Here is a 24,972-nt window from a genome sequence, read left to right as displayed (position 1 = left end):
ATTTTGTTTAAAAACCGATAGAGTCGGTTGTTCGTCTGCCTTGCTGCAGGAACTGCCTTAGAGACAAGATCATCGTCGCTCAAGAAGTCGCCAAAATGGCGGCTTCTTTGTTTTAACGCTTTAGATGATTTGTATAGTTTTTGTATAGACTGGGTCTTTATAATTGGAATTACAGAAACTGCGGGATTGCCGACCATAGGATCCCAGGTAAATTGAATAGGGATTTATGAGAATAGAATTCTATTTTTGCAATCCCAACCCTGAAAACAACCAGATTAAACGTTAAAAAAAATAAGGAGGTTGCGAAAAAGAAAAACGTTTTCCCATAGAAAGGTGTCAAAAAAAAATTCATCCATATCGAACAGTCTAATAAAGGAATTGGGGGAAAAGAACGTGTCCAAACAAAGCAAAAAGTCTCTTAAGAAAAAGCATGGAGCATTAGTTCTCGCAGCTGCTTTGACCGTTGGCGGTTTACCGGTAGTCCCGACGAATGTCAGCGCGGCTGATGCAGGCGAAGCTTTAATCTCCACATCTGGTGGTACAACCAGCTACGATATTGTTGACGGAGAGACATCGTCAGGCTCAGTTATTGATCCTCAAATTCAGATTCAGGATTCCTCTTACACAACCAATTTGAACGCTGCCACCGTGATGATTGAAAATTTTCAGGCAGGGGATTTGTTGTCATATACCGCAGTGGCAGGAATTCAAGGAAATTATGAAGCGAAGAATGGTATCTTGACATTGACAGGGATTGCTTCGGCGGAAGATTACATGAAGGTATTGTCCAGCGTCAAGTTCTCAACCACTTCCAGCGATACGTCTGCCAGAACCGTTAGATTTGCCTTGGGTGATGCCATTCCATATGATGCTAATGGTCATTTTTATAAATTTGTTGATAAGAAAGTTGGTATTACCTGGGATGCTGCGAAAGCAGATGCTGAAGAATCTAATTATTTTGGACGTGAAGGATATCTGGTCACGATTACGGATGCACAAGAGAACGAGTTTGTAAAAGATAAAACATTGGGCGTTGGCTGGATTGGCGCGCAAGATATCGAGCGTAAAAATGGGGAACCGAGAAACACAGGTGACTGGCGTTGGGTAACCGGACCGGAAGGTCAGGAGGATAACGGGAACGGTCATAAATTCTATCAAGGTTATTATGTAATCGCTCATCAAACAATAGATGGCGAGTATTCAAACTGGGTAGCTCGCGAACCCAACGATACGGGTGGTACAGAATCAGTAGCCCATATTTTTGGACCAGGTAACACCAATTCGGGACAATGGAATGATTATGCCCCTACCAACCCTAATGTTACAGGCTACGTCATTGAATACGGCGGCATGCAGGACGACGAAAATTTGGATATCATCGCCGAGAAATCCGTTACCATTGTTAACATTACCGATCTTAAGCAGGCCGTTGAAGAAGGGAATCAACTGAACCAGGAAGATTATATGGCAGAGGAATGGCCAGCGTATCAAAAAGCTCTGGAAGACGCCAAAGCCGTGCTTGACAACAAAAACAAAACACAAGAAGAAGTCAATAAAGCATTTGAGGAATTAAAGGCAGCGCGTGAGCTTCTGAAGCCTTTGTTGATCACCGAGCCGAGCGGTGGGCTGGTAAACGTGTCCAAGCCTGAACTCAAAGGCGTGGCAGACCAGGATTCGAAAGTCACCGTTGAATTGAAGGATGAGAACGGCAATGTGATTGAAACAAGGGAAGTGGAAGCGGATCAAGATGGAAACTGGAGCTTTACCCCATCGAAAGAACTGCCGGATGGAAAATATACGGTTGATGTAACGGCAGTGAGAAATGGAAAAGTAACCAAACAATCCAAAACAATCGTAGTCGATTCTGCTCAAAAATCGTATCTTGTCGGTCTCGAGCTGAACGCCAATGATAAAACTTCGATACCTCTGTCACCGGCTTTTGCTGAGAACACGTACAATTACACCGCGACTACTGCAACGTACAGTGTATATTTCACACCAACACTGGATTCGCTTGCAGGTCTGGATCCGAACGCCAAAATTGAGTTTTCGCTCAACAATGGTGCCTGGACGGACGCGACGAGCGGTAAAGAAAACGGTGAATTGCCTTTGAATGAAGGCAGCAACACGATTAATGTCAAGGTTACCGTTAATGGTAGGGAGAAGATCTATACGCTGACCGTCTTCCGTGTAGTCAATAATGGAAATAACGGCAACACCGGTGGTGGAGGCGGAGGTGGCGGAAGCTCGACTCCAACAACAACGCCAACTACTCCAGCAACACCAAGTACGCCTGAAGCTCCAAAAGGCAATCTGGACGTAACTTTGAACGGCAAAGACAATCCGTTTGCAACAGGCACAACTTCAACCTCAGACGGCCGTACGACAACGTCAGTTAAGGTAGACCCGAACAAGCTGGGTGAAGCTGTATCGGAAGGTACAAGCCAGGATCTGACGGTTCACTCGCCAAATGAAGGGGATATGACGGTTGACGGCTTGACGGCGGACATCTTGAAGAAACTGAACGATAAGGGCGCAAACCTGAAAATCAGCAACCCGCTGGCCATTTATCCGGTACCTGTCGGAAAAATGAACCTGAATTCCGTCGCTGGTCAATTGGGCAATGCAGCGCTGAGCGATATCGGGGTTCGCATCGATATCAAGCGTTCTTCGGATGCCTTGATTGCAGCTGCGAAAAACAAGGCAGCGGCGGGAGGTTATGAGCTGCTGGTTGATCCGGTTGATCTGAATCTGACATTTAACCATGGCGGTAAAACCGTAGGATCCGGCCAATTGAACGGATATGCGGCCAAATACATCGCCCTGCCGGAAGGCATCGATCCGAACCGGATTACGACAGGCGTTGTAGTGAATCCGGACGGCAGCGTATATCACCTGCCAACCGTTGTAACGAAGATCGGCAATCGTTATTATGCACAAATCCATGATTTGCGCAGCAGCGGTACGTACTCGGTAATCTGGAATCCGCAGGATTTCACGGATGTGAAAACCCATTGGGGTCAAGCGGATGTGAATAACGTTGCCGCACGACTGGATCTGAAGGGGAACGGGGATAACACGTTCTCGCCGGATCGCAGCATAACCCGTTCCGAGTTCGCGGAGATCGTGGTCCTCGGCCTGGGTCTGATGCGTCAGGAAGCGTCGCAGATTAACTTCCCGGATGTACCGACTTCCGCCTGGTACGGAAATGCCCTCGCGATTGCGGATGAATTTGATATCGTTCGCGGTTATGATGATGGCAACTTCTACGGCAACCAGCCAATTACGAGAGAGCAGGGCTTCGCGATGGTAGCCCGTGCGTATCGCCTGATTAAATCCGAAGCTGCGGCTAGTCAGAATACTTCTGCTCTGTCCCGATATAAAGACGGTGCGAGCGTATCGAACTGGGCCAAGGCGGATGTGGCGCAATTGATCGAAGCAGGGATCATTCAGGGCGAAGGCACCACCCTCAGCCCGAAATCAACGATGACGCGTGCGGAAGTGACGGCGCTGATCGCAAGATTGCTGAAAACGACCAATTTGATTGACAAGTAAGCAAGTTTATTCAAACAACCACTGACTAAAACCGTCAGTGGTTGTTTTTGTCGTTCTTTTCCCCTGTCTTCTATCAAATATGCCCGGTTAGACTGGATTAAGGAGGCAGGCCGGGAACAACAGAAGAAGTGGAAGGAACCGTTCTCTACTCCTGTACACTATCGATATAGGAATCGTCTTTTCGTTCGTTTTAATTGACTGCCGACGTAGAATATTGCGACAGATTCATCGTGTCCTTTTTCACAGATATAAAAAAGGTGGCGGACGGTGCATACAAGTAAAGGTTAAGCTGGTCCGGAGAATACGTGCCAGGCTCGATATGGAAGTATCCTTTGCTATCAAAGGTAACCTGCACATCCTCAATATGTTGGGAACCGGTAACGGTGTGTTCTTGAACCTTGAACAGGATCGTTCTGTCTTTCAATTGTGAAAACTGGCCTTCCACAATCAGCTTTCCACCTTTGTCATATTGGGCAAACAAGCTTTGTTCCTCGAAAACGGCCGGTTTGACATACATTACCTTTTCCGGCAATTTAGGCAGAGCCAATTGATCTGTCGGTTCCGCCGGTCTGCCTTTCAATGTGCCCAGGGAGCTCTGAAGGCGTTTCAGAATGTTCAACGCTTCTGCTCGGGTTACCGTGCTCTCGCTCTCATATCCCGAGTAAGACAATTCCGTGACTCCGCGGACGTAGTCCTTGGCTAGCACGTACCTGACCGCGTTGGAGCCGATGAAATGCATGCCGTCTGCAGCGGACACGATCTCGGCAATGCGCTGGCGATTGATCGGTTTGTCGCGTAATGAAGCCGTTTTGAGGCCCAGCAGCGGATAATTACGGTCTTTGGCGATTCGGTAAGCAGTGTCGGCAAGGCTTTCTTTTCCCTTCTGATAAGACTGAATGTCGACGTTATACGTTTTCAGCAACATGATCCAGAATTCCGACTCGCTTACGGTTGAATCAGGCTTGAGTTGTCCCTGGCCATCAACGCTCACGATGCCTGAGCGCAATCCCCACTCCAATGCTTCCTGAAGGGAATGTCCCTGAATGTCGGAAGGCAGCTTGTTAATTGGTTTGCTGTACGTTTTAGTCTTCCATTTGGGGTAAACTTTGATTTTAGCCTGCGCTGACTTCCCTTCGAGCGTAGCCTTCAGCGTGTACTCGCCAGGCAATATGCCATGAATCATGCCATTTGCGGATGCTTTAAGCCCCTTGGGATTGCTCGTTATGTAGCTGATTCCTGTCTCTGCATCTTCCCATGATCCATCATCATAAAAACTTCTCCATTTTAGTTGAAGCTGCTCTCCCTGGTTCAGAGTGACTTCCTTCATATATGGACCAAGTTCGGTCAAGCTATGACCTTTTCCGGTAGTGAATGACCACGTTTTGCGCAGCGCTTCCACTGATTTACCGCTCAAAAGCTCAAGCGTTACGGTGTAGGTGTGGTTTCCTTTCAAAACGGATTTTGGATACAGAAATAATGTGCTCCCGTACAATTCTTCATGCAAAGGAACCTCGTTTCCTTGTTGGTCAGTCATTTTTGCCTGGTAACGGTTAATGGTTGCGGCTGTAGACGCAGAGATAATGTAGCCCGAGAATTCCACATTGAACTGCCGTAATGGATTCGGACTTTCCAACCCATAGAAACCAACGGGTACATCGGTTTGACGGTCATAGGGGTAAACTGACATGTTTCCATTGTCCGGCTGGGAACCTGAACCCGTAAAATCCATTACGGCCGTGCCGTCGACCAGACCGATGCCAACCTCGTCATAACTGGGATCGAGTATGATTTTGCGGTGATAAGCGGTATCCAGCCATCCCTGCACGGCTTGGGAACTGCTTTTCTGATGGTAATGCATGACCTCGCCATAGGCAAATCCGCGATTTTGGGCGACAAATCCGGCCGCCTCGATGCGGTTCTTGATATTTACGCCTTTAAAACCAGGCATTCCCGCTTGCTCCGAGTGGGCACTCAGATTGGGATGCTGGGCATGGTTCCTATTATAGTATGAAGCATGGGCTTCCGCTGCCTGGGTGACATACGGATTCAAACGAACGGGCGGCACGCCGACCTTGGCGCGGATCTCGTTCAGAAAATTTAACGCGTCCAGCTGATCTTTGGAGTATCCTGTGGTGACACTGCCGTCCGCGTATGCCTTGGGTAGGTTGGAAGGTCCAAAGGCTCCCAGCGTGCCTGATACTAAAAGAAGAACGGCGAAGCTATAAGCAAGGATTGCAGGTAAACGTCTTTTCCTCGGTGTGGAACTTTTCGTTTTCATTAGAAAATACAACATCTCCTTCCATTATGGTTTGGGGAAAATTATACAGCACAACTATCCGCCCATCCATACAGTTTATGGGAATCATGGATAAAAGGCCGCTTCCCCCTGAATCCGGGTCGGAAGCGACCTTTTATTTATGTGGCGAATATGGTGTCCTAGAAGTCCGTTCTTGCGAAAGTGGCATCGCTTTTTAACGTGGCGCTGCTGGACGCGGTCACGGTGTCGAGTTGCAGCACGTAATTGTAATGCCGAATGTAGCTGCCAGGCTGGCTGTAGGATTGGAACGATACCTTCGTTTGATCGGCCCAGCCCGGACGGATGAGAAAGGTGGCGTCGCCTTTGTATTCAGCGGTATCGCTGTAAACTTCAAGCACGATTTTGTTGCTGTTATTGCGCTTGAGGAAGTAGCCCGGATAATTGATCGATTCCAGGGATACGCCGCTGGAACTGGCTAACCCAGGTACTACCCTGAAGTGGGAGTCGAGTTCGGGCGAGACGTTTGCATCGATCCGGGCCGCAAAATCGGCATGGCGGATGGTCCGGTCAGGATAGTTCTGGGAACTGAAACGGCTGTAGTTGACGGCATCGGGCGTGGATGGGCCCAGCATCTTCACTTCGTGCAGCGTCGGTGTGTACCAGTTGCTCGGGTTGTTCCACAGAACAGCATTAACCATGCTGATACGCACGTAACGGGCCGTAAAATGGACTGCGTCCGTGGTGAAGCCGTATGTTGTATTGGTCGTGCGGTCAATGGTGGAGTAGTTGATGCCATCGTTGCTGATTTCGATTTTATATTTGTAGTATCCTTCGGAACCTTTATACATGAACCAGGAGATGTCGATTTCGGTAATCGTTCGGGGTGAACCGAAATCGACCTGCCACCAGGCTGGCCACGTATTGGACGATGCCGCCCATGAAGTCTGGTAATTGCCATCGCTGGCATTTGAAGCAGAAGAGCCGGAAGCGACGGAGCTGGCTGTGGCTGTTTTGCCTTGGGCGTGATTGACTAGATTGGGCAGGGTCACGACTCCGCTGGCCGCATCGATGCTCCATTCTTTGCTCCATTCCAGAGAGGCAGTTCCATTGTTATCATTCAAGGTGAGTGGCAACCATATATGCTTGTGTTCGCCGAGATTGAGCGGATTCCAGCGGTCACCCATGTAGATGTAGGTCGTTGTCGTACTCCCTGTAATGGTGGCAATATCATGGATTTGCGATCCGAAGGCAGAAGGATTTCCGTAAGGCGTGAGCGTTGACCAGGGTCCCGACATGGATGTTGCTGTGGCGTATGCACCCTGATTAGGGTACCAGCCGGAGGCTTGGGAGGTGAAGAGGTAATAGCGGTTGCCTTTTTTGACGACGGCCGGGGCTTCGCGGTAGGCGTTCTCGAACAGCCAGCCCTCAAAGGAATCCACGCCCGTATAACTGTCGTTCATTTTGAACAGGGCCATCGTATCGTTAGCCCCGCCGTTTTTGCGAGAAGCCGACAAGAGGTAACCCGTGCCGTCGGTATCCACGAATACGGTCATGTCGCGGGATTCAAGATCCATGGGGCGGAAGCTGCCCTCATACGTAAATTTGCCGTCCGGCGTGCTGCTGGTGGCTACGGCAACCCTGGCCAGGCTGTAATCGGTGCCGTTTTCGTAGTGTGCCCATAGTACATACTGGCCCGTCGAGGGATTGTAGATCACTTTGGGACGTTCGATTTTGCTGGAAGCCAGTTCGGTTGCCGAGTCTTTGGTCAGGATGGCGTTCCGAAACGTCCAGTTTTTCAGATCGGTGGATGTGTATACATTAACACTGTCAAACTTGCCGCTCACGGCGTGTTCGCCGTACCAGTAGTACGTGCTGCCTACTTTGAGAATGTTGCCGCTGTTGGCGTGAATGGGGTTGCCTGCGGTATCAAGCCAATCGGTACCGTTGGTGATCGTTGCACTTGCCGCTTCCGTTCGTTCGGCATACATGCCTAGCAGCGTGAGAGTCAAAGCGAAAGCCAGAATCCAAGCCGTCTTCCTGTTTCCCATCTCAAGCACCTCCCCAAGAGTTTGAAATAAAGCGCTTACATAAATTATTTTACAAAAAATGGCCAAATAGGCAAGTGAACATTCCTCGCCGGAGTGAATTAAATCTGGTTCGGGCGAGCTGCAGCGGGAAGAGCGCCTTCCCAAGGGCAGCTGGAGAGCGCAAAAACCCCCTTCTTGACGAAGGGGGCAGGTTTCCGGTCTTGTCATGGTCAAGACCTGGCATGTTCATGGGATTCAGGCTGTTGATAAGGGATAACGAACGAGACGGATGTACCTGCACCCGGTTCGCTGCGAATGGTCAGCCCCTGTCCGTAGAGCTGAATCAGCCTGCGGTTCGTATTGGCAACCCCGATGCCCTGTTTCCCTTGCATCGAAACGTCCAGCAGCTGCTTGACCAATTGGGAGTCCATGCCGACGCCATTGTCGTGAACCTCGACCCGCACGGCCTGACTCTGTTTCTCACGGGCAATGGTGAGGGTTAGCGTTCCGCCCGACGCCCTGCCCAGCAACCCATGCTGAACGGCGTTCTCGACCAAGGGTTGAACGGAAAGCGGAGGCAGCAAGATGTTCAGGCCAGGCTCTATATTCAAGATGATGGACAATCGTTCCCCGAACCGTTCCTGTTCAATGTACAGATAGGCCTGAACCAGCTCCAGCTCATGAGGGAGTTCCACCAGTTTTCCCGTATTGAGATAGTTGAAGCTGATTCTTAGAAAGGAGGCAAACGCATCCCCGAATTTGTGCATCTTCTCTGTATCGATATCGCTTAATGCAATGAGCGAGTTCAGCGTATTGAACAGAAAATGAGGCTGGATCTGGGCCTGCAGATAGGCAGCTTCAATCCGAAGCCGTTCGTTGATGGACTGTTTCAGCCCGATCAGCGCTTTAATCCGGTATTTCAGTTCCAGCGCATCCACTGGTTTCGTCACGTAATCGTTCGCTCCGGACGAGAAACCGGTATAGATGTCCGAAGGCTGGCTGCGAGCCGTTAACAACAAGATGGGCAGCTCGGAGACGGAGTAGCGTTCACGTACTCTTTGAGTCAGCTCGTATCCGGACATCTGAGGCATCATCACGTCGGTGACCAGCAGGTCCCATTGTCGGGTGTCCAGCAGCTCCAACGCTTCACGGGCAGAATGGGCCGTCGTCACGGTATAAGGCTCAGACGAAAGCATGCTGACGAGTACCTTCAGGTTGATCGGATCATCATCGACGGCCAAAATGTGAATCGGGCTTTCCTGCAGCAAAGGAAGAACCGCAGGTGAGGCGTGAGCTGCCTTCGTGTTCTGCTCGGACCATTCGGCCACATTGGTTTCTGAACCTGATTTCGCCGCGGCAGAGAGCTTCGTGGAGGGAGAGGATGCTTCTTCCCACGGCTCCATCCGTATTTCCGGTCGTACCTGGCTGAGATCCGTATTGGCCAGCGGCAAACTGAACGTAAACGTTGAACCTTTGGAAGGTTCGGAGCGAGCGCTCAGCGTACCGCCATGCAGTTCAACGAGCTGCTGGCAGATGCTCAGCCCGAGCCCAATGCCCTGTTCATGGCCATCTCCGGACAGGCCTTGTTCGTATGGGGAGAAAACGCGCGAAAGGGTCTCCTTGTCCATGCCGATGCCCGTGTCCGAAACATGGATGATCGCCTTTGTTTCCCGTACCTCTGCAGAGAGAGTCACCATGCCGGTCTCCGTAAATTTCAAGGCATTATGGATCAGATTGTGCAAAATTTGCACCAGTCGTTTCTCGTCCGCCATGACAGCGGGCAGCGAATCGGGAATGTCGTTATGCAATGTTATGGTTTTGCGTTCAGTCATAAACTGCAGCATGGACATGACTCCGGGCACAATGGACTGAACCCGGATCGGCTCGGGATGCAGCTTGATGCGGTGCTCCTTGAGCCGGACGACATCGAGCAGATCGCCAATAAGATGCGACATGCGGCGGCTGATCGTGATCAGCAGATTCATGTCCTGCAGGCTGCCGGGATGCAGCCGGCCTTTCTCTTGCGAGACGACATTGTGGGCGATATTCATGATGCCGTGCAAGGGAGTTCTTAGCTCATGGGACGTATTCGCCAGAAACTGATCCTTGATGCGGTCCGCTTTGATCAGCTGTTCATTCAGCTCGACGTTCAATCTGGCATTGCGGAAGTATTTTTTGAACCAATACGTCGAGAATCCCGCGAGGGCCATGACCAAATCAAACGGATAGAAGACCGTCATGACGTTAAATGACAGTTCCGCAAAGCTTCATAACAGGTTGGAAATGATGCAGGAAGCGGACACCAGTATGAAAATGATGTCTTGGTCGTTCTGCTGTTGTCCGACCATTTTGACCGAGAGCGTTATAAACCAGACGAATGCGGTGCAATACAGCCAATCAAAGATACGATAATGGATGATTTCGTAAATGAAGGACGCCGGCGAAACGGTAGTCAGGATCATCATGGCAAGCAGCATGGCAAGGTATATGCGGGTCCAGCGGCTGGGTGAACGTCGCGTCGTGAATTTTCGGAACAATAAAATAATGAACATGCTTAGGGCTAACAGAGCAATCAGGTGAACTTTCAGTCCCCATGTGTAATTGAGCGGCAACCACAGCATCAGAATGTTATCGTGTGCGGACAAAATGGCTATACCTACCGATACGGTAACCAACAAGGCGTATAATAAGGATTTTTCGCACGGGTTGATCAAGAAAAGGATGCCGGCGTAGATCCCGTGAAGCATCAACACGAGAAATATAAAGAGCTGAAAGCCGATCGAATACCAGCGGGAAAAGTCCATGGCGGCCTGTGATCCGAAATAGGCAGGCACCATGATCCCTCCTTTATGCGGGCTATCAAAGTTGGCAATCCGAACGACCAAGTCAATCTTCGTTGTGTTCCCGTCATAAGAAGGGGTGAATGATAGACTGTTGGGTTTGTATTGCTCGGGGGTATCGCCGATTGTACCTAGTGCAGATACGGTTTCGCCGTTGATTTCCACTTCGGACGATGCCTGGAGTTTCTTGAACCAAAATGAAACGGGCTGCGGAATCGGGTTCATCCGAATTTGCAGCCTGTAAGTACCGTACCCGTAAGAGGTATTATCGCTGTTGTTAAGCGCATCTCCCCAGTCTCCGGGCACCTGTATAGGGATGGAATCGTATTTTCCGGATCGGATTTCCTGAAGGGTTAGCAGCTGATGAGGATAGAAATCCCATTCGCCGTTCAGGGACATCAACGGTGTGCTGCCCAAATCGACATTTCGCAAATCAAGCTCGCCGTTTACAGGAGAATGATCTCGCAGAATGGGGAACATTTGCTGGGTCCAGAACCAGCGCATGCCGACTAACACCGTAAAGGTCATCAAGATGATCCATATATATTTCATTTTGAGATGAGTGGACGTGTTTGATTTTTTCATAGTGGGTGTTACTTTCGACAAAAATCGCTGTGTTTCCTGCTGAATCGCTTGCGCAATTTACACATTACTCCAAAGAACGACAACAGCAAACTGTCGATATTCGTCTATTTTTTGTCAAGGCGCCGATGATATAGTATTAATTGATATGGAGAATTTTGTTATTTTCCATGGCCTCGAATTAAAGTGTTGAATTCCCTAAATAACAACATGAGAGGAGGGGCTGGCAAATAGCAATCCAATGAGGAACATCCCCAAGCGTCCTGGTCCGTCAATTGGAGTCCGCAGGACTTTGATGATGCGAAAGGACATTGGGGACAAGCGGAGTCAATATCGAAACCATACAAAACAACCATTTCGATGCCTTTTCGGGCCGATGATGGTTGTTTTTTGGTTCCATTTTTTATTGACGAATATGGCAGCGCCGTATCAAGAATTCGAAAGGACGATGCTATTAAAAGACTCGGCTTCCAGTTCAATTCGGAATGTCTGGCCCGCATGGGCAAGCAGCAGCTCCCGGTTATCGCTGAACGGATTGTTGATAACAACGACCAGGCTCCCATCCGGGTTGCGGAAAGCCGTAGCTTTGCCGCTCCAGGGGCCGGATAGCCCGACGCGGCGCGCACCGGGAACGATGTGGTGGGCATAATGCTTCATGACGTAGTATTCCGGATTGCGGATCAGCCGTTGGGTTGCCGGATCGACGGTAACCATGGAATTTTGCTCCCATCCCCATGTGCTGCGACCTTTGGGCTCAAGAACCATGTTCCAGTACACATATGCATTCACTCCGTTGGCGAAATAGTGCTGAAACAGGTTGAATACGTACTTGGCGTACATCCAGGAGTTGTTTCCATCGCCGCACTCGTTTTCGGTTTGCATGTACCGGAGTTCGGGATAGCTCGCTACCGTGCGTTGTATGGCGTGTTTCCCCGCCCATTGATAACCGACGCCTTTAATGTAGGAGTATGCCTGGGGATCGCTAAGGACAAGCCCGGCATACTCGTCGAAATCGTTCGTTTTTTTGTGGATCAGCTCTTCCTAGGGATCGGGGGCATTGATCGTGCCCAGCCAGATTTCCGTGTCCAGGCCGTGCTTTTCGAATGCAGGCCCAAGGTGCTCCGCAATGAATTCGCGCAGCTGTTCGCCCGTCCATTTGCAGGAAGGGAATTTCTGATCCGCGATAACCTCGTTTTGCACATGGACCTGATGGATGGTTATCCCGGCTTCTTGGTACGCCTGCACAAATTTCACGAAATACAGCGCATATGCATCCAAAATATCCTTTTCCCAGCGCAGCGTGCCGTAGTTGTAGGCTTTCGGCGTTTTCATCCAGGTCGGCGGACTCCATGGAGAAGCGAATAGCTGCAGGTTCGGATTGTAGGATAAGGCCTCTTTGATATAAGGAATTAAATATTTGAAATCTCGTTCGATCGAAAAATGTTCCATGGCCAAATCGCCATCGGTTTCGTTATGGCTGTACCATTCTGCCGCGTAATCGCTTGCACCGATGGGCAGTCGGCAAATCGTGAATTTATGTTCACCGTCAGGGTGGAACAGGGAGTGGAAGAGTTCGTGCCGCTGCTCTTCGTTCAGATGGGACAGGGCTATATACCCAAGCTCGTTAAAACATCCGCCAAACCCCTCCACCTCCTGGTAAAGTTCGTTCGACATTTTTAAGTTAGCGCTTTCATTTGTTGGTTTTAATACACTTTCCTTCCACGGGGTATCCGGCGTCGTCGAATACGCGCGCACCTTCAGGGACATGTCCAGTTCCTCCTCGCGAGAACCATAGTATGTTTCAATACAGTCAGTATATCAGTTAGCTGATCAAAAAAGGATGTGCCAAACCACGTGAAATTTACCCAAATCCACGGTTATGCTTTTGGATGGATAACCAAACTCCCTGCCAAAACGAAGCTTGGCAGGGAGTTCACTGATATTGAAATAAACGGGTACGCGGCTGCGCCTATGATTAAGGTTGCAAAGCCGGCTGCTGCGCCTATGATTAAGGTTGCAAAGCCGGCTGCTGCGCCGGTGGTTTGTTTGCGAAAATCAGAATGGTTCTGCTGTCGGCCAGATAACCGACCGTCGTTTCCAGCTGCTCGGAAATGAACCGGACCGGAACGAACGCTTTGCCGTTTTGAATCAGCAATGGGGCATCATTTACGATGGTATTGCCGTTCACGTTCACTTGCCGGTGGCCAGCCGCCCATTGAATGACCTGATCGCCCTGAGAAATAATGACCTCTTCTGTGGCGGGATGCCAGTCCACGCTTGCGTTCAGATGCTCGGAAACAAAGCGCAGTGGAACGTAAGTCCTGCCTTTATCGATGAAAGGGGCAGCATCCAATGCATAGGGTTTTTCTCCGACGTATGCCGTGGTCGACCCTTCGGTCAACCTTTGAATACTGCCCTGCGGAGAACGTTTCTGCTCGCGAACGTTAAGCTGGTTCAGCATTTGCATGGTTTGGCTGCCGCTGGAAATGTCCAGGTAGTTATGCTGAATCGTCAATGGTGCAGGCTCGATTTCATTGATCGGGACGAGAGAGCCTATGGCGGATGATGAGGCAGAAATATCCTGCACGCCATTCGTCAGTCCAGGGGATAGATTCAGCTTCGCAATCGGGCTCAGATCCCATATTCGATTATCTGCAAGCTTCAACGATTGCAATTTTTTCAGCGCTGCGAGCGGTCGGAGATCATAAATCTGGTTGGATTCCGCGTTCAACTCCTTCAGGCTGTTCAATGCCCCGAAGGCCTCGATTTGTTCGATCCGATTGTTGGATACGTCCAGCGACCGCAGGTTGGTCAAATGGGCGAGCGGTTCGGCATCAACGATATCATTGCCTGCGACGTTGAGTTGGAGCAGCGACTCCGGAAGCTCGGACAAGGAGCCGGATGATCCAATCCGGTTGTTCGCAACGTTAAGGGATTGCAATTTGGTAAGGCCGCTAATGGGCGAAAGGTCTGTGAGCTGATTGTTGGCAACCTCGACCCGTTTCAAATCATGCGCATGTTCCAGCGGCGCAATGCTCGTTATCCCGTTTCCGCTGGCGAAGAATGTATGTAGTCTCGGAAAAGCCCGAACAACGGCAATGGAAGTCACCGAATTGTTGCTGATGTACAGCCGTCCAAGGTTCTGCAATTCGCCAAGAGCATCAATCGATGTAATATAGTTGTTGCGCACGTCGATTTCCCGCAATTTCGTCAGATGGGCAACTGGCGTGAGGTCACTCAATTCATTGCCGTACAAGCGCAGATGCGTCAGATTCGTTGCATACTCAAGCCCGGCGAGACTCTGGATCCCCATGTTGCTCAGGTCGACTACGGTCAATTGCTGAAGGTCGGACGGGGTCAGGCTGGCATCGACGGGTTTATTCAAAATGAGCTTGAGCCCGGTTTCCAATGCGGAATCTTCCACAATACTATTCTTCTGCTCGGACATGGGGTAGGCCATCGCCTGTCCGGCTCCTCCGATCGAGAGGATCAATATGACAAATAAAAGAGCTATTCTTTTCATTGCATGAACTCCCTCCGCCTGAATTCAAGATTCGTTTAGCAAACACGCAAGGTCTATGTAAAAATCACTTCTTAGTTATTAACCAGGCTCCACGGAAAAGGAACAGCCCCGAAAAGCGTTCCGTCTTCTACATTTCTATTCTATACGAAACCAGCCCCCGCCTGCACACTTCTTGAACCTTGCCGCAAAAAAATGCGTTGCAGGCCTCATTCGCCGTAAATCGTCCATTATTCCATATAAGTTTTCCATAAATCCATTGAAAACGGTTGCGCATATATGTCACAATCATAGAGGAACATCTTCTGTGCAAGCCATCTGGTAGTTCATAGGATCATTACGATTTGATATGGAGGGGAATCATCATGAGAACGATAAAGCTTGGAAGCAGCTCGCTTGAGGTGCCGGTTGTAGCCGTGGGCTGCATGCGAATCAATGCACTGAGCAGCAAGGAAGCGGAGCATTTCGTCCACTCGGCCATCGAAGCGGGCGCAAACTTCTTTGATCATGCCGACATCTACGGGGCAGGGACGTGCGAAGAGATTTTTGCCGAAGCTGTCCAGATGAATCCCCAAGTGAGGGAAAATCTGATTCTCCAGTCCAAATGCGGCATTCGCAAGGGCATGTTCGACTTCTCCAAAGAACATATCCTGAATTCGGTGGACGGTATTTTGAAACGCATCAAAACCGAATATCTCGATGTTTTGCTGCTGCATCGTCCCGATGCTCTGGTGGAGCCGGAGGAAGTGGCCGAAGCATTCGATCTGCTTGAGCGCGAAGGCAAAGTGCGCCATTTCGGGGTGTCCAACCAAAATCCGAACCAGATCGAACTGTTGAAAAAATATGTGAAACAACCGCTGGTTGCCAACCAGCTTCAATTGAGCATTACGAATACAACGATGATCTCCAGCGGGATCAACGTGAATATGGAGAACGACGCCGCCGTCAACCGCGATGGCAGCGTGCTGGATTATTGCCGTCTGCACGACATTACGATTCAGCCATGGTCCCCGTTCCAATACGGATTCTTCGAAGGCGTATTCCTTGGCAACGAGAAGTTCCCGGAGCTGAATGCCAAGATCGACGAAATTGCCGCGAAATACGGTGTGACCAATACAACGATTGCCATTGCCTGGCTGCTGCGTCATCCGGCCAAAATGCAGCCGGTGACGGGAACGACGACCGTTAGCCGTTTGCAAGACTGCATCAAGGCCGGCGAGATCGATCTTACCCGTCAGGAATGGTATGACATTTATCGCGCAGCAGGCAACATTTTGCCGTAAGCGAGATTCGTGGATGTAGAATACTTGAATAACATGGGAAGCACGGGCATGTTTTGCTCGTGTTTTTCATTTGGTTTTGATATTGATTGCCGTAGTTTCCAGCGTATAAAATAGAATGAGAGATTTGTACATTTAAAAGGATTAAATTGTAATAAATACAAATTAGTTGAAAGGAAACTTATTGACCCTCGATCAATTCCTACATATAATTACTTTGAAATGTCGTTGATCCTGTTTATGGTTTTTATGAGAACCGCAAGTCGCGGTCTGTCTTCTTTAAATGTACGTCAATAGGCGTTTTGCTTACTTTGGAGGGTGGTGTTCGTTTGGAGTCGGCAACCACGATACGCGATCATTTGGAATCATACTTGAAAAGGGAACGGATGTCGATCAGTCTGTTTTCCGAGCTGTCAGGCATCAATTCAGGCACGCTTAGCAACATATTAAACAAAAACCGCCCGATCTCGATGCAGCAGCTGGACCGTATTACGGCGGCCATGCAGCTGGATGAGGGCTACTATTACGAACTGTACATCGAAGAGTGTTTCGTTCACTCCACGCCGGACTGGCGCAGGCTTGGTCCATTCCTCCATCGATGTGCAGAGTTGGACAAATTGAATTGCATTGAAGAGGTTATCCGGTTGATGATGGATAATCTGTCCTATATACCTTTGTTATTTGAAGTCGCAGAGGAGTTTTACGGTGGCGGAAAATTCAAAGCGGCCGTTCTTTTGTACGAAACGATTGCCGAAAGTGAAAAAATGCAGCATTCGGAACGGCTTGCACTCTGCCAATATCGCCTATTTAAGCTGGGCCTTGGCAAAGACCGCCAGAAGAACCTTATTATCGCTTCCAGGTTCGAGTATTACGTCGATCGATTGGATGAACGCTATCAACTGGATGCGCTGAACGAATTGATCAATGCGTTCGGAGCGCTGCACCGCTGGATGAAGGTCCAGGAATTGTCCGAAAAATTAAAGGTGAAGGCTAAGGTTCATTATGAACTGAATGGGAGAAACAAGCAGGAAGAAACGAAAAAACCGATTATTTTTTATATTTTATATTCCGATCTGGCTGCAGGAAGCGCGTTCTATCATCTTAAGGAGTACGACAGGGCGCTTGATTTCGTTTCTCGTTACGCAGACAGCAGTTGGGTGAAGCAGCCTGATGAGGAAGAACGAATCGTAATGCATCAATTCCAGGAATGGGCTGAGGGCAATCGCTATGTATATCAATTGATGGCCGGTCGTTTCGAGGTGCTGCCCGATTATGTAGGGTACATCTCCAACAGGGAAAATGAAGTCTTTCCGGCGCTTTGCGACATTGTGACGGCCGCCAACCGCTACGATATGAACATCGATTTCGTGCTTGAAAAGTTTAAATCACATTTGTCATATCAGGAGCAAAGCAACCGGATCGGCAAAGTGAGCAAACAGGTTACCGATGATCGCTATGTTCGTCTAATGGGAGGATTAGCTTCATATTATTTACGGAAGGACGATTTTATCAAAGGTTTACAGTATGCCTTGAATAGTATGAAGTTTGCTCTTGAAATTCATGATGGCCGGGGTATGCTTAAAAGTATCGGGTTGTTTGAACAGTATAGGGATTATGCGACCGATGAAGCAATGCAGCAATACAAAAATTTGATTAGTGAGGTGCAGAAACTCAATGATGAGGAAGTTTGCTTCGCTGATAGTCATGTTTAGCATTGTTATTGCCATTGTAGCTCCTGGTGCTCAATCTGATGGTCCTGATCGAGGTCTGACGACGTCCAATCCGGATATTATGCGCACCGCAGACCATGGATTCGGATCGTAAAAAACGTATGCCGGCAGAAAACGTCCTCAGCTTGCCAGGGGACGTTTTTTTCTTTTGTTGGAAGAATAAGTATGCGATATCCCGTACAATCTTGCGATCGACAGATTCCGTTAAAATGTGACAGAAGGAGGAGGTTATGGATTGTACGGAATTGAAATTGGAGATTGAACTTGCCAGGGAACTGCTGTACGTGAAGGAACGGGAGTACGGGAGTTTCCAGCATCCGGAAGTGATAAGGCAGTCTATAGTGCTGGACGAGCTGATGAATAAATATTATCGTGCCACGAAAAAAAGTCCAATCCATAAACCGCAGACGTAGCGAAAGAAATGGGCGCGTTTAAGAAAAAGGACTATTTACATCGTGGCTTCTTTGTAGTATGGTTAGTTACATGAGTAACTAACCGATTAACTTGGCCTGAATCAATAATTCAATGATGAAAGTTGGATTTGCATGAAATCGAATCTGGACGAATCACAGCCCATTTTTCATCAGATCGCCCTGATGATTATGGATGACATCGTAGAAGGCCGCTTAAAGGCTGAGGAACAGGTTCCTTCCACCAATGAGCTGTCGCGGTTTTACAATATCAACCCTGCTACGGCGCGGAAAGGGCTGCAGTCGTTAGCGGACAAAGGCATTATCTACAAACAGCGGGGACTGGGCATGTTCGTCGCAAAAGGAGCGCGGGATACTTTGCTTCAAGAACGAAGGCAGCATTTTTACGAGGAATACATTCAACCTTTGCTTGAGGAAGCCAAACGCATTCACATGAGTGAAGAAGCAATCATCGACCTGATCAAAGGCAAGAGCGATAAGGAGAGTGAGTCATGATACACGTGGAACAAGTGGAGTACGGTTACCAGGGAACGCCTGTTTTGAAGAACCTCACGCTGCGGGAAGACGAACCGGTCATCAGTGCATTGTGGGGGAGGAACGGCGCAGGGAAAACGACGCTGATGAGTTTGCTTGCAGGCCAGCAGCGGCCGGAGCAGGGAACGATTCGGATCATGGGTCATGAGCCGTACGACAATTTGGCTGCACAGGAGAATCTGTGTTATGTCCAGGAGAATCATCCTTTCGGGAGAAACTGGAGCATGGTTGATTTGATGCGATACGGCCAGTATTTTCATCCCGAATGGGATCAGGAGCTGGCAGAGCGACTGGTGGATATGTTTGAACTGCCGCTGAAGCGGAAAATCGCTAAATTTTCCAAAGGCATGAAAACGGCGGCCCAGATCATTCTTGGATTATCCAGCCGCGCAAATATTACGATTCTTGACGAGCCCACCAATGGCTTGGACGCTGAGAAGCGGAAGTTTTTCTATCGCGCTTTGCTGGAAACGTACGAGGATCAGCCGCGATTGATGCTGCTGTCATCCCATCATATTGAGGAAATTCAGCCTTTATGCGAATCCTTGATCGTTCTTCATGGGGGCAACATATTGCTGCATCAATCCATGGAGGAAATGCGCGAGAGAGGTATTCTTCTAACAGGGGATATTGGCGCTGTTGAACGAGTTGCAGTGGGTTCCCCTGTCCTGGAATCATCCCGGCTGGGCAGCACGCACAAAGTCATGATCGACGCAGTGTACTCTGGAGCCTTGAGAGAAAAGGCCAGCGAATATGGGGTAACCATCGAAAAGGCGGCAATACAGGATTACCTGGTTAACGTAACCAGAAAGCATGAGGAGGTTCGTCCATGAATGTTGCAAAAGGCACGAATCGCATGATCATGGAAGACATGGTGTGGCATTATAAAATGTTTGCGTACATCACGCTTGCGCTGACGGCCATCTATCTTGCGATAGGATACATTTTCGGTGCTGCTTTCCCGACAACGCTTTTCGGCCCGATGTATGGAGGAATCATTGCATTTGCCATCGTGGGGATCGTTAACGTGTACCCGGTTGCGATTGGCATGGGGAGCACGCGGACTCAATTTCTTAAGTCGTTCTACTTGATCTCGGTCTGGATGGTTGTTGTCGCCATTACGACGTTAAACCTGATCTATCTGATTATGGATCTGCTTCATCAATACGGCTCGTTGGGCGTCACCTTTTATAGTGCTGGGGCTCTGTACGTAAAAGATTTTCACTTCTTTCCTTACTTGTGGACCGATCTAATGGTTGGATTTTTCCTGCTGGGATTATCGTTATTTATAACGGTAGGCTGGCTCCGATTGGGGATGCGCAATTTTCTGATTTTGTTCTTTGGACTGAGTGTGGTCTTAACGCTTGTACTTACGCAGGTGGATTGGAGCTTATTTGTTGAATGGATCATGAAAGCCAATAAAACGGTATTGTTCATCGTGAGCGGCGTTTTGGGTCTAGGGATGATGCTCGCGACCTATCCCATGATGAAGAATGCTCCGCTTGTGATGAAGGGGCGTAAAAGCTGACACTGGTAAATGGAACGTATAAAACGATTGCAGGAAATTGCCGTTAGGTAAACACTGGATTCATAAAATATAAATGGAAATAAAGCAGTCCATACCGGGCTGCTTTATTTTCGCTTTAATTATACATGGTGGACGGGATATCCGAGTTTAGCGGTGCAATAAAAGTTCTTGGCCCAACCTTGAAAGTTCCTCCATCATGTGTTGGTAAGGATAAGGCCCGTAGCTGACGCGGGCAACGCCTAATTCACCAAGTTGAGCAGGTGTTGGCTTGCGTGAAGTCAGCATTATATTGACGGGCAGGGCACACTGCTCGCACAGCTTCCTGATGCAATCCGGATCTTGCAGTCCGGGCACGAACAATCCGTCCGCCCCGGCTTGTTCATAAGCGTAAGCCCGCTCTATGGCGTCTGCGACCCATTCACGATGACTAGCCGGGGGAGCTTGGAGAAAGACATCCGTGCGGGCATTGATGAACAGGGGCACACCGGTTTGATCGGCACCGTCCCGGGCTGCCTTTAATCGCAGATGCTGCTCTTGTATTGTATATAGGCCCTCCCCACCCGGAATTTGATCTTCCAGGTTAATGCCGATGGCACCGGATTCGACCGTATGCTGCACATTTTCGCTAATTTCTGACACAAACCTTCCATACCCTCCCTCAATATCGATCGTAACAGGCAGATCTACGCTTGCCGCGATCCTCTTCAGGTTGGCAATGACCAGTTCGAAAGGCAGTGCTTCACCATCCTGCGAGCCATGAGCTGCTGCAACAGACCAACTGCCGGTGGCTATAGCCTTGGCTCCGGCTGATTGAATGGCGACCGCGCTTCCGGCATCCCATACATTGACCAGGATAAGCGGATCTCCTTTGACGTGCATGCTGCGAAATGACAATGCTTGCTCTGCGGCGGAATTCATAAATGTGTTCTCTCCTTTGATGCTGCGTTTTTTGGAGTAGTGTGTTTTACGTTGGATTATGCTTGTCCCCGATCTATTCCTCGGATCGTTTCTTCCATCCGTTTTTCATGTTGGAGCAGCCAGCTTTTACGATTCAGCCCGCCCCCGTATCCACCCAAATCGCCGCTGGCGTTAATCACGCGATGGCATGGAATGACGATGGCCAGCTGGTTGGCTCCATTGGCTTGGGCGACGGCTCTGCATGCGGACGGTTTGCCCAACATGACGGCAATATCCTGATAGGAACGTGTTTCTCCTGATGGAATTGCGACCAGCTGCTCCCATACGCTTTTTTGAAATGGTGTTCCTAAACAGGACAACGAGGTGTGGAACTCGGTGCGGGTACCTTCAAAATACTCTTCGAGCTCTTTCTCGATCGACATAATGGGGCCGGTAACGCCGGGAACGATGGCGCGTTTCGTTCGCAGCCGCAATCGCTCCACTTCCCGTTCCAATCCCCGGCGATCCACGAACTCCAGCAGAACTAAGGCATCGTCATCGGCAATCGCCATCATGGGACCAAGCCGGGTATCCAGCCAGGCCGCCTTTAATACATGCTCGTCATCGATTTGTGTGGGTGGAGCACCCATGATTCGGGAAAAGGCATCCCGAAAGCCGCTGCTCGATTCGTAACCCGTGGACAGCTGCGCATCGATCACGGGTCGCCCTGAACGAATGTTTTTCAGGGCAAGCCCCATACGGCGGGCGCGAGCATACTCCACGAAAGTCATGCCGAACCGCTTCTTGAACTGTCGCCTTGCCGTGGATTCATCTATGGATAGTTGTCTGAAATCCTCGGTTTTCCAACGTTTCTCCGGATTGTTCTCGACCGCTTCCACCAGCAGGCGGACAATGTCCGACACCTGGTTGGGATGGGATAACGGACGACAACGCTGGCATGGGCGATATGAGGCCAACAACGCTTGCTGCGCAGTATCGAAAAATTCGCAGTTCTCGAACTTGGGTTTGCGAGCCGGACAAGTGGGACGGCAGAACACGCCCGTCGTTTTGACGCCAACATAGAACAGTCCTTCGTATTCCGTATCCTTGGCCAGCAGGGCCTGATAATAAATTTTTTTCTTTTCGAAGTCGAGCATCGGGCTTTCACGTCCTTACCGGGAAGTTTGTATCTCGATTATACCCAAATATGATTTTTGCATCGCCGAAATTCAGGCACGGATTTTTTTGTCGAGCGATTTGACGCTTCCTGTCGTTGTTTAGAATTTGTTGAGATGCAGATGGTATTATAGACCTATAAAAAGAAAATGGTTAGGTCCATGTGCCCTTGGGGATTCGATCCACGTTTATTAACGCCATTGTGAAACAAAGGTTTGGAGGTTGGTTGGATGATGAGATATTCCACGTATCAGAGCATTTACGAATCGGTAAACCCGGAAACGGCCCAATCTGGCATAGGCGATTTCAAAAGGAAATGGCCGCGTATGAAAATGCCCACAGTTTTGATAAAAAGCTTGATCGTTTTTTTGATCATCCTCATCGGATGCAGCACGGTATTGAATGTATTTGCTGGAGGCAAAGAGGACCGTCTGGCACTTGGAGGCAAACTCGTCGTATCTCAGGGCGACACGCTCTGGAATATTGCAGTGAAGTATAAGCCGGATGATATGGATACGCGAGATTACATTGAAGAGATCAAAGCATACAATGAACTGGTTTCCAGCTCCATTCAGGTTGGACAAGTTCTGACGTTACCCTGATCGAAACAGCATGAGCAATTAACTTACATATAGTCCAAATATACTACTGGTTATCCGAAAGATGGAGCATCATCGCCATTTTGCCGGATAGCCGGTTTTTTTTGCGCGGAAAAGCATATGTCTCTTCTGCTTACATATCAAGGAGCTTCATGAGGAATGATATGGGTATTGAATGAATATAGGGAACGTTTGGCTTGTTGCCACGACGAAAGGATTACAGACAGGATGGAGGAGCTTTAGATGAATAAAAGCAGGTTCAACATCAACGCACTTGGCGTGCTGATTCTGGGATCGACGTTGCTGGTCAGCGGATGCGGCGCCATAAACAATAAGGAGTCGGTGCAGGAACACGCGTATCCCCAATCGAAAAAGCCCATTGAGCAAGCGGGTCCAAACTCGGTTCCGAATGCGGCTGCCAAAAACAAGAACCCGGAAGCGGTTGAAGAAGGACGGCTGTCTGCCGAGGCCAACGATTCGGAAGGAGTCGGCTCGTTGATGTCCATTGAACTTCATCAGACGGACGAACTGGCCAAACACAAGCGTTTCGAATTCACGGTCAGACAGGTGCCTGAAGGGTATACACTATCCGAACTGCGTTGGACATCCAACCAGATTACGGTCATCGATAATTACGGACAAGCGGTTCAGCACGCCAAAAGCGGTAAAGAGGGTTTTTATATTGACGAGAAGCGTCAGATCTCAGGCTTCCGATACACGGGCGAAATGAAAGGGGAAAGCGGAAAAGTGACCCTGGTTTATACGGATGGTCAAGGCAGCGATGAGGTCCGGGTCGAAACCGAAGTGGCATTGCCTCTTTAACGGCGGGAGCCTTATTCAGATGATTGCCAGTGTGTGATGTGCATCGTTCGGTCGTGCCAAAAGACGGTCGCTGTCGGCACATTCAAGGCGGTCAGGGAGGCCAAAAAGCTTCGAGATTGTACCGAAAAGCGCATGCAAAAAGCAGCCCGGCGGGCTGCTTTTGCTTTTATCATCAAGTCCGAACGTTGCTGATAAACGAGATATGATTTCACAACGCTACATGAAGTCAAAGAAATAACGAACGACATGGAACATGACCGGGGACGTATAGGTCAAGCTGTCGACCCGGCTAAGGTAACTCTTTTTCAATGCGTCGAATTTGGTGTCGTCGCCGATCAACAGGTCCCTTTTCAACACGGATACCGTCAAGCTGCCGAAAAATCCTGCGAGCGCGATCAGTATACCGATAAAAATGGAGAACTCCCAATTAAACGGTGTCATATATGGGTGAATAAAGTAAGATGCGGCCGTGGTCACAACGAAGGAGCAGAGGAACCCTTCCCAGGTCAAAAAAGGATTGGCGGTAGGCACCACTTTGCGTTTGCCCAAATAGAGAGAAGCCAAATAATGCACCACATCGTTCAGCTGCGTCAACACAACCAGAAACAATACGAGCTTGGAGCCGTATTCCGGCGTGGCAAAGGGAAAGTACGCAAGATGACTTAACCCGAACACCATCAACATGAGGCCCCACTGGGTCGAGCTTACGCTGCGAAGGAAACCGACCGTGCCTTTGTTGATCAGCCTCGGCAGCGGCAGCACGAGAAAGACATACAGCGGAATAAATACGATAAACATGCCGTACCATCCGATGTAGATCCAGTAAAATTGCACCGGTATGGCCAGGTATGCCCATAGAAACAATCGGCGGTCCGCTTTGCGCGTGCGAATCATGGAGAAATACTCCTTGAGCGCAAAAAACGCCAGTACCATGAGCGATATTAGGGAGACAATGGGGTTGAACAATGTGGCGAGACAAAAAATAACGAACATGCCCCACCAGGTTTTGATTTTATTGCCGATGCCCGAGTAATCCTTGTCCGGTTGAAGTCGGGACACGGTTTTATAACCGATATGTACGAGTAGTAATGCTGAAAAGATGAGCGTAAGCGTAAAAAGCGTGCTATTCACTTGGCGATATCACCTGCTTGTCGGGATGTGAGATTCCATTATAGGGTTCCTATGTTATTATGA

At 49.3% G+C, this 24,972-nt stretch carries 17 protein-coding genes and 1 pseudogene; 9 read left to right on the top strand and 9 right to left on the bottom strand.

Translation table 11 applies throughout. The features are described 5' to 3' along the window. Window positions 1-393 precede the first annotated feature (393 nt). On the top strand, window positions 394-3,555 hold the full coding sequence (locus tag RSX24_RS17520) for an S-layer homology domain-containing protein (RefSeq protein WP_343261318.1): 3,162 nt from the start codon (window positions 394-396) through the stop codon (window positions 3,553-3,555). Window positions 3,556-3,745: 190 nt separating this feature from the next. Here the strand turns inward: RSX24_RS17520 and RSX24_RS17515 are convergent, their stop codons facing one another. The 6 genes and pseudogenes from RSX24_RS17515 to RSX24_RS17490 form a co-directional block, all read right to left on the bottom strand. Continuing rightward, a complete protein-coding gene (locus RSX24_RS17515) occupies window positions 3,746-5,833 on the bottom strand; it encodes a CAP domain-containing protein (RefSeq protein ID WP_343261317.1) in 2,088 nt (695 codons plus the stop codon). 158 nt (window positions 5,834-5,991) lie between these two features. Continuing rightward, the gene (locus RSX24_RS17510; protein WP_343261403.1) at window positions 5,992-7,800 is read right to left on the bottom strand and encodes an AbfB domain-containing protein; all 1,809 of its coding nucleotides are present in this window, start codon (window positions 7,798-7,800) and stop codon (window positions 5,992-5,994) included. Between the two features lie 269 nt (window positions 7,801-8,069). Then, window positions 8,070-10,079 (bottom strand): ATP-binding response regulator, encoded by a 2,010-nt coding sequence (locus tag RSX24_RS17505; protein WP_343261316.1) that lies wholly within the window; start codon window positions 10,077-10,079, stop codon window positions 8,070-8,072. Window positions 10,080-10,106: 27 nt separating this feature from the next. Continuing rightward, window positions 10,107-11,264 (bottom strand): 7TM diverse intracellular signaling domain-containing protein, encoded by a 1,158-nt coding sequence (locus RSX24_RS17500; protein ID WP_343261315.1) that lies wholly within the window; start codon window positions 11,262-11,264, stop codon window positions 10,107-10,109. A 426-nt stretch (window positions 11,265-11,690) separates the two neighbouring features. Next, window positions 11,691-13,028: pseudogene (locus RSX24_RS17495) on the bottom strand (glycoside hydrolase family 30 protein). 241 nt (window positions 13,029-13,269) lie between these two features. Further along, a complete protein-coding gene (locus tag RSX24_RS17490; RefSeq protein ID WP_339275269.1) occupies window positions 13,270-14,784 on the bottom strand; it encodes a leucine-rich repeat domain-containing protein in 1,515 nt (504 codons plus the stop codon). Window positions 14,785-15,146: 362 nt separating this feature from the next. On the opposite strand from RSX24_RS17490, the gene RSX24_RS17485 reads away from it, so the two are divergent. From RSX24_RS17485 to RSX24_RS17460, 6 genes are all read left to right on the top strand, one after another. Next, the gene (locus RSX24_RS17485; protein ID WP_343261314.1) at window positions 15,147-16,064 is read left to right on the top strand and encodes an aldo/keto reductase; all 918 of its coding nucleotides are present in this window, start codon (window positions 15,147-15,149) and stop codon (window positions 16,062-16,064) included. A 326-nt stretch (window positions 16,065-16,390) separates the two neighbouring features. Beyond that, window positions 16,391-17,773 (top strand): helix-turn-helix domain-containing protein, encoded by a 1,383-nt coding sequence (locus RSX24_RS17480; RefSeq protein WP_339275267.1) that lies wholly within the window; start codon window positions 16,391-16,393, stop codon window positions 17,771-17,773. Window positions 17,774-18,021: 248 nt separating this feature from the next. Continuing rightward, window positions 18,022-18,204, top strand: coding sequence for an aspartyl-phosphate phosphatase Spo0E family protein (locus RSX24_RS17475; protein ID WP_236413493.1), 183 nt, complete (start codon window positions 18,022-18,024; stop codon window positions 18,202-18,204). A gap of 132 nt (window positions 18,205-18,336) precedes the next feature. After that, the gene (locus RSX24_RS17470) at window positions 18,337-18,717 is read left to right on the top strand and encodes a GntR family transcriptional regulator (RefSeq protein ID WP_236413492.1); all 381 of its coding nucleotides are present in this window, start codon (window positions 18,337-18,339) and stop codon (window positions 18,715-18,717) included. Beyond that, window positions 18,714-19,589: an ATP-binding cassette domain-containing protein gene (locus RSX24_RS17465; protein WP_343261313.1), complete on the top strand. Its 876-nt coding sequence runs from the start codon at window positions 18,714-18,716 to the stop codon at window positions 19,587-19,589. The genes RSX24_RS17470 and RSX24_RS17465 overlap by 4 nt, the downstream gene beginning before the upstream one ends. Continuing rightward, on the top strand, window positions 19,586-20,284 hold the full coding sequence (locus RSX24_RS17460; protein ID WP_343261312.1) for a hypothetical protein: 699 nt from the start codon (window positions 19,586-19,588) through the stop codon (window positions 20,282-20,284). The genes RSX24_RS17465 and RSX24_RS17460 overlap by 4 nt, the downstream gene beginning before the upstream one ends. A 147-nt stretch (window positions 20,285-20,431) precedes the next feature. Here the strand turns inward: RSX24_RS17460 and RSX24_RS17455 are convergent, their stop codons facing one another. Both RSX24_RS17455 and RSX24_RS17450 read right to left on the bottom strand, forming a co-directional pair. Continuing rightward, window positions 20,432-21,202 (bottom strand): isocitrate lyase/PEP mutase family protein, encoded by a 771-nt coding sequence (locus tag RSX24_RS17455; RefSeq protein ID WP_343261311.1) that lies wholly within the window; start codon window positions 21,200-21,202, stop codon window positions 20,432-20,434. A 56-nt stretch (window positions 21,203-21,258) separates the two neighbouring features. Next, complete coding sequence (locus tag RSX24_RS17450) at window positions 21,259-22,338, bottom strand: bifunctional transcriptional activator/DNA repair enzyme AdaA (protein ID WP_343261310.1); 1,080 nt, start codon at window positions 22,336-22,338, stop codon at window positions 21,259-21,261. Between the two features lie 249 nt (window positions 22,339-22,587). Between RSX24_RS17450 and RSX24_RS17445 the strand changes: the two genes are divergently transcribed. Then, complete coding sequence (locus RSX24_RS17445; RefSeq protein WP_343261309.1) at window positions 22,588-22,959, top strand: LysM peptidoglycan-binding domain-containing protein; 372 nt, start codon at window positions 22,588-22,590, stop codon at window positions 22,957-22,959. Between the two features lie 240 nt (window positions 22,960-23,199). Next, entirely contained in the window at window positions 23,200-23,778 is a 579-nt protein-coding gene (locus tag RSX24_RS17440) for a hypothetical protein (protein WP_343261308.1), read from the top strand. Between the two features lie 216 nt (window positions 23,779-23,994). Here the strand turns inward: RSX24_RS17440 and RSX24_RS17435 are convergent, their stop codons facing one another. After that, window positions 23,995-24,909 (bottom strand): phosphatidate cytidylyltransferase, encoded by a 915-nt coding sequence (locus RSX24_RS17435; protein WP_236413480.1) that lies wholly within the window; start codon window positions 24,907-24,909, stop codon window positions 23,995-23,997. Between the last annotated feature and the right edge of the window lie 63 nt (window positions 24,910-24,972).

It is taken from the genome of Paenibacillus hubeiensis, assembly GCF_032334105.1.
GTDB classification, from domain to species: domain Bacteria; phylum Bacillota; class Bacilli; order Paenibacillales; family Paenibacillaceae; genus Paenibacillus; species Paenibacillus hubeiensis.
This window is presented reverse-complemented; position numbering and strand designations above follow the sequence as displayed.

Coding starts and splice junctions, on each gene's coding strand:
- RSX24_RS17515 (WP_343261317.1), bottom strand. CDS start 5,833: ATGAAAACGAAAAGTTCCACACCGAGGAAAAGACGTTTACCTGCAATC.
- RSX24_RS17510 (WP_343261403.1), bottom strand. CDS start 7,800: ATGTATGCCGAACGAACGGAAGCGGCAAGTGCAACGATCACCAACGGT.
- RSX24_RS17505 (WP_343261316.1), bottom strand. CDS start 10,079: ATGACGGTCTTCTATCCGTTTGATTTGGTCATGGCCCTCGCGGGATTC.
- RSX24_RS17500 (WP_343261315.1), bottom strand. CDS start 11,264: ATGAAAAAATCAAACACGTCCACTCATCTCAAAATGAAATATATATGG.
- RSX24_RS17490 (WP_339275269.1), bottom strand. CDS start 14,784: ATGAAAAGAATAGCTCTTTTATTTGTCATATTGATCCTCTCGATCGGA.
- RSX24_RS17485 (WP_343261314.1), top strand. CDS start 15,147: ATGAGAACGATAAAGCTTGGAAGCAGCTCGCTTGAGGTGCCGGTTGTA.
- RSX24_RS17475 (WP_236413493.1), top strand. CDS start 18,022: ATGGATTGTACGGAATTGAAATTGGAGATTGAACTTGCCAGGGAACTG.
- RSX24_RS17470 (WP_236413492.1), top strand. CDS start 18,337: ATGAAATCGAATCTGGACGAATCACAGCCCATTTTTCATCAGATCGCC.
- RSX24_RS17465 (WP_343261313.1), top strand. CDS start 18,714: ATGATACACGTGGAACAAGTGGAGTACGGTTACCAGGGAACGCCTGTT.
- RSX24_RS17460 (WP_343261312.1), top strand. CDS start 19,586: ATGAATGTTGCAAAAGGCACGAATCGCATGATCATGGAAGACATGGTG.
- RSX24_RS17455 (WP_343261311.1), bottom strand. CDS start 21,202: ATGAATTCCGCCGCAGAGCAAGCATTGTCATTTCGCAGCATGCACGTC.
- RSX24_RS17450 (WP_343261310.1), bottom strand. CDS start 22,338: ATGCTCGACTTCGAAAAGAAAAAAATTTATTATCAGGCCCTGCTGGCC.
- RSX24_RS17445 (WP_343261309.1), top strand. CDS start 22,588: ATGATGAGATATTCCACGTATCAGAGCATTTACGAATCGGTAAACCCG.
- RSX24_RS17440 (WP_343261308.1), top strand. CDS start 23,200: ATGAATAAAAGCAGGTTCAACATCAACGCACTTGGCGTGCTGATTCTG.